Source organism: Bradyrhizobium sp. UFLA05-153 (assembly GCF_054185185.1).
Map to the genome: position 1 here is coordinate 1 of NZ_JBBIAM010000272.1, position 2,902 is coordinate 2,902.

At 64.5% G+C, this 2,902-nt stretch carries 3 protein-coding genes; 2 read left to right on the plus strand and 1 reads right to left on the minus strand.

Annotation, left to right across the window (positions count from 1 at the left end; translation table 11 throughout):
• Both nirK and Q2941_RS51150 read left to right on the plus strand, forming a co-directional pair.
• On the plus strand, positions 1-994 hold a 994-nt coding region (gene nirK, locus Q2941_RS51145), incomplete at its 5' end, for a copper-containing nitrite reductase (protein WP_458197477.1).
• A 53-nt stretch (positions 995-1,047) separates the two neighbouring features.
• Positions 1,048-1,926: an SUMF1/EgtB/PvdO family nonheme iron enzyme gene (locus Q2941_RS51150; protein ID WP_027525195.1), complete on the plus strand. Its 879-nt coding sequence runs from the start codon at positions 1,048-1,050 to the stop codon at positions 1,924-1,926.
• A 258-nt stretch (positions 1,927-2,184) separates the two neighbouring features.
• On the opposite strand, the gene Q2941_RS51155 is transcribed toward Q2941_RS51150, so the two are convergent.
• Entirely contained in the window at positions 2,185-2,835 is a 651-nt protein-coding gene (locus Q2941_RS51155; RefSeq protein ID WP_027525194.1) for a CoA transferase subunit B, read from the minus strand.
• Positions 2,836-2,902 lie beyond the last annotated feature (67 nt).

The following is a 2,902-nucleotide window of genomic DNA, read 5'->3' on the forward strand; positions in this document are numbered from 1 at the left end:
GGTCGAGCTGGTCGCACCGCCCTTCGTGCATGCGCACGAGCAGGCCACCAAGCAGGCGCCCAAGATCATGGAGTTCACGCTCACGATCCAGGAGAAGAAGGTCGTCATCGACGAGAAGGGCACCACCTTCCAGGCGATGACCTTCAACGGCTCGATGCCGGGCCCGCTGATGGTGGTGCATGAAGGCGACTATGTCGAAGTGACGCTGGTCAACCCCGCCACCAACACCATGCCGCACAACATCGACTTCCACTCCGCGACCGGTGCGCTCGGCGGCGGCGCCCTCACGCTGATCAATCCCGGCGAGCAGGTCGTGCTGCGCTGGAAGGCCACCAAGACCGGCGTGTTCGTCTATCACTGCGCGCCGGGCGGCGCGATGATCCCCTGGCACGTCGTCTCCGGCATGAACGGCGCCGTGATGGTGCTGCCGCGTGACGGGCTGAACGACGGCAAGGGCCACGCGCTGAAATACGACAAGGTCTACTACATCGGCGAGCAGGACATGTATGTGCCGCGCGACGAGAAGGGCAACTTCAAGTCCTATGACTCGCCGGGCGAGGCCTACACCGACACCGAGGAGGTAATGAAGAAGCTCGTTCCCTCCCACGTCGTATTCAACGGCAAGGTCGGCGCACTCACCGGCAAGAACGCCCTGACCGCCAATGTCGGCGAGAACGTGCTGATCGTGCACTCGCAGGCCAATCGCGACAGTCGCCCGCATCTGATCGGCGGCCACGGCGATTATGTCTGGGAAACCGGCAAGTTCAGTAACGCGCCGGAGACCGGGCTCGAGACCTGGTTCATCCGTGGCGGCTCGGCGGGCGCAGCGCTGTACAAGTTCCTGCAGCCCGGCATCTACGCCTATGTCACGCATAATTTGATCGAGGCCGCCGACCTCGGTGCCACCGCGCACTTCAAGATCGAAGGCAAGTGGAACGACGATCTGATGACCCAGGTGAAGGCGCCTGCGGACATTTCGGCCCCGACCAACTAGCGCGTACGAGGGGCCGGTGATGAACCGGCCCCTTCTTCTTTCGGGGGACTCCCATGCTGATCGCATTCAAGCTCAAGCTGGCGCTCGCCTGCGTCGCCGGATTTGCAACGCCGCTTGCCGTTGCGCCTTTGATGACCGATGTCACAACGCGCGGCGCGGCAAGCGAGCCGGCGATCGTCGAGATCGCCGCCGGCAGTTTCGCCTATCGTGCCGCAGGCGATTTCACCCGTGCGGGCCAACAGGCGGAAGCGCCGCTGCGCAAGTTACGCTTTGCAAAGCCGCTTGCGATCATGCAGCAGCAGGTGTCCTCCGCCGATTATCAGCTCTGCGTGCACGACGGCGCGTGCCGCGCGCTCGACCGCGACGTCGTGGTCGCACCCGATCGCCCCGCGGTGCAGGTGAGCTGGCACGATGCGCAGGCCTATGCCGGCTGGCTGTCGCGCAAGACCGGCAAGAGCTGGCGCCTGCCGAGCGATGAGGAATGGGCATTCGCTGCCGGCAGCAAGTTCAGGGATGACAGCTCCCCGGTCGACGCCGCCGATCCCTCAAAACGATGGATCAGCCGCTACGAGCGCGAATCCGAACGCGACCGGTCGGACGCCGCAACCTATCCGTTCGGCAAGTTCGGCCCGAACGAGCATGGGATCTTGGATTTCGCCGGCAATGTCTGGGAATGGACCTCGACCTGCTTCGTGCGCGACCGGGTGGACGAGAACGGCAATGCGGGCCGTCAGACCATCAATTGCGGCGTACGCGTCGCCGAGGGCGCCCACCGTGCCTACGTCACCGACTTCATCCGCGACGCCCGCGCCGGCGGCTGCGCCCAAGGCGTCCCGCCCGCCAATCTCGGCTTCCGCCTGGTTCGCGAGGAGACGTCGTGGGTGGCGAGCGTGTCGGCGCGGTGGGGCAGGGTTTGGGCCGTGAGGTCGTAGCGGCACTCCGTTGTTGCAAGCGCATGCGTGCCCCACCCTCGGTGTCATCGCCCGACTTGATCGGGCGATCCAGTACTCCGAGACGGTCATGCTAGAATCGATAGGCCGCGGCGTACTGGATGCCCCGCCTTCGCGGGGCATGACAGCGTCAAATGCGGAAGGCGCGCGGCGTCAACAACGCGCCGTCGAGGGAACTACCCCGCAAACGAAAATGAGCGGGACGAGCCCGGCCACATCGGCAACGATCAAATTCGCAGCTTACGTGTTCTTCAGCGCGACACGAAACTCGGCTTCGGTCTTGGACTTGACCTCGTCGAGCGTGACGCCGTCTGCGAGCTCGATCAGGGCCATGCCGCCGTCGCCGTGCTTGTCGATGGTGAAGACAGCGAGATCAGTGACGACCATGTCGACGACGCGCTCGCCGGTCAGCGGCAGGGTGCAGCTCTTCAGGAGCTTCGCGCCGTCCTTGGCGGAATGCTCCATCACCACCACGACACGCTTGACGCCGGCGACGAGGTCCATTGCGCCGCCCATGCCCTTGACCATCTTGCCGGGGATCATCCAGTTGGCGAGGTCGCCGTTCTGGGCCACCTGCATGGCGCCGAGGATCGACAGGTCCATGTGGCCGCCGCGGATCATGCCGAAGGAATCCGCGCTCGAGAAATAGCTGGTCGACGGCAGCTCGCTCACGGTCTGCTTGCCGGCGTTGATGAGGTCGGCGTCTTCCTCGCCCTCATACGGGAAAGGTCCCATGCCGAGCATGCCATTCTCGCTCTGCAGGCTGACGTCCATGCCGTCGGGGATGTAGTTCGACACCAGCGTCGGGATGCCGATGCCGAGGTTGACGTAGTAGCCGTCACGCAATTCCTTCGCGGCGCGCGCGGCCATCTGTTCACGGGTCCAGGCCATCTTATTCTCCTGTAGTCCTTAGTTGCGCGTGATCTTGCCGGAAAACCGGTCTCCACTTTTCCGGATC

Excerpts from the sequence above, each read along its gene's own strand:
- Q2941_RS51150 (WP_027525195.1), top strand. The coding sequence starts at position 1,048 with ATGCTGATCGCATTCAAGCTCAAGCTGGCGCTCGCCTGCGTCGCCGGA.
- Q2941_RS51155 (WP_027525194.1), bottom strand. The coding sequence starts at position 2,835 with ATGGCCTGGACCCGTGAACAGATGGCCGCGCGCGCCGCGAAGGAATTG.